General features: G+C 50.0%; 3 protein-coding genes and 1 pseudogene. 2 read left to right on the top strand and 2 right to left on the bottom strand.

Translation table 11 applies throughout. The features are described 5' to 3' along the window. On the top strand, positions 1-371 hold a 371-nt coding region (locus OGV38_RS00245), incomplete at its 5' end, for a gp53-like domain-containing protein (RefSeq protein ID WP_502874065.1). Positions 372-381: 10 nt separating this feature from the next. Next, positions 382-786, top strand: a complete 405-nt coding sequence (locus OGV38_RS00240; protein ID WP_286472822.1) for a tail fiber assembly protein — start codon at positions 382-384, stop codon at positions 784-786. Here the strand turns inward: OGV38_RS00240 and OGV38_RS00235 are convergent. Beyond that, a complete protein-coding gene (locus OGV38_RS00235; protein ID WP_286472821.1) occupies positions 773-1,204 on the bottom strand; it encodes a tail fiber assembly protein in 432 nt (143 codons plus the stop codon). The two genes, OGV38_RS00240 and OGV38_RS00235, sit on opposite strands and share 14 nt — an antisense overlap. Then, positions 1,201-1,550: pseudogene (locus tag OGV38_RS00230) on the bottom strand (hypothetical protein); the annotation flags it as partial. The pseudogene OGV38_RS00230 and the gene OGV38_RS00235, both read right to left, overlap by 4 nt.

Below are 1,550 nucleotides of genomic sequence, written 5' to 3'. Positions count from 1 at the left end.
TTGGTTTGGGAACAGCGGCAAAACGGAATGTTGATGCAGGGATAATTGATGGCATTCCAGATATGTCGTCATTTAGAAGTTTAATGATCGGAAACGGATATGTTCGGATACCAACTATTGGCAGCGGTGGTGGTGCCCAGTCTCTGATAATTCAGTGGGGTGTGCGTTCGACCGCTCCGGGAAGCAATGCTGCCTATAACCTGAATATTGCTTTTCCCACCGGAATACTATGGGCCACTGGGGGGCGCGGCGCTCCAGGGTCAAATGCACCAATGAATGTCGGTCCAGAAGGGACTCAACAAATTAGAATTCAGAACTATGCACCTGGCGGTGTAAACGAAAATTGTTTCTGGCTTGCGATTGGTTATTGAGGGGATGAAGATGAAAAATGTTTATAAGTTTCATGATGGTTTATTTTACCCGCCAGAGCTGAAATATGAGTCAATACCTGCTGACGCGATAGACGTATCAGAGGGTGAGTACAGAAAAGCAATGGGCCGCGCCCCCGGCTCCACATTTTCAGTAAGCAGTGACGGACTTGTAACCCTAATCGAGCCGGCGCCACCAACAAAAGAGCAACTAATCATTACAGCAGAGGCTCATCGAATTGTTCTGCGCCAAAGGGCTGACCATGAAATTGCGTGGCGGCAGGATGCCGTTGATGCAGGGATAGCGACGGTAGAAGAAACCGCCGCGTTGTCTGAATGGAAAAAATACCGGGTGTTATTGATGCGGGTTGATACCACAACAGCGCCCAACATTAGCTGGCCTGTTAAGCCGGAATAGCGGGCCAGTTTATATCCGGCGCGGTGGAGGTGTCTGTCGCTTCCACCGCCTCAATATAATCCAGCGTCAGATTTAAATTAATCGTCTCGTCGGGTGTAAGTTTTCTTCCCGCCCGAAGTTTCAACTGTATAACGCTAATTGACTGCATAGCATCGTCTATGCGGCGCTGTTTTTGCTGTTCTGCCTGACTAATTAATTCCGCTTTCGAGGGTTTTGGTATGTCAGCCCAGGCAGGTAAACCATCAGGCCCGGCGATGCGTATTTTTCCTGCCGGGGGTAGTTCGCTAAAAAATTCGCTGAACACTTCCGCAGACATTAAAACCGCATCGTCCGGCCAGGTGCCTGTAGCTTTATAAAGTTCAATGTCACTTTGCGGGTACGCGCCGTTTGTGGTTGCTGAATAAAAAAATCCGCTCATCGTCCAATCCCTATAATGCGTGCAGATGCAGAAATCTGCCCCCAGTTATGCAGCTCTACCGCTGCGTTTGAAAATGCCCCGGCCACAACGTTTCCCGCTGTCGTATTCGGGGTAACAGCAACGGGGACGGCGATAGCAAATAAACAAACAGATAACGGGTAAGCCCAGTACCCCACCCCGGTAGTGCCTGCCGGTACTTTTCCCGTTTCCAGCCACTGCAATTTAAAGCCGTTCGGCAGTTTCACATAACCGGCGGAAGCATTTCCCACATATTCGAATGCTGACATGTCAGGGATTTGACCCGCGCCGGTTCCTACTGCCCGCTTCGCCGCTTCTTTCAAACCAA

This window comes from Citrobacter sp. Cb080, from assembly GCF_030334745.1.
Lineage (GTDB): Bacteria > Pseudomonadota > Gammaproteobacteria > Enterobacterales > Enterobacteriaceae > Citrobacter > Citrobacter braakii.
This window is presented reverse-complemented; position numbering and strand designations above follow the sequence as displayed.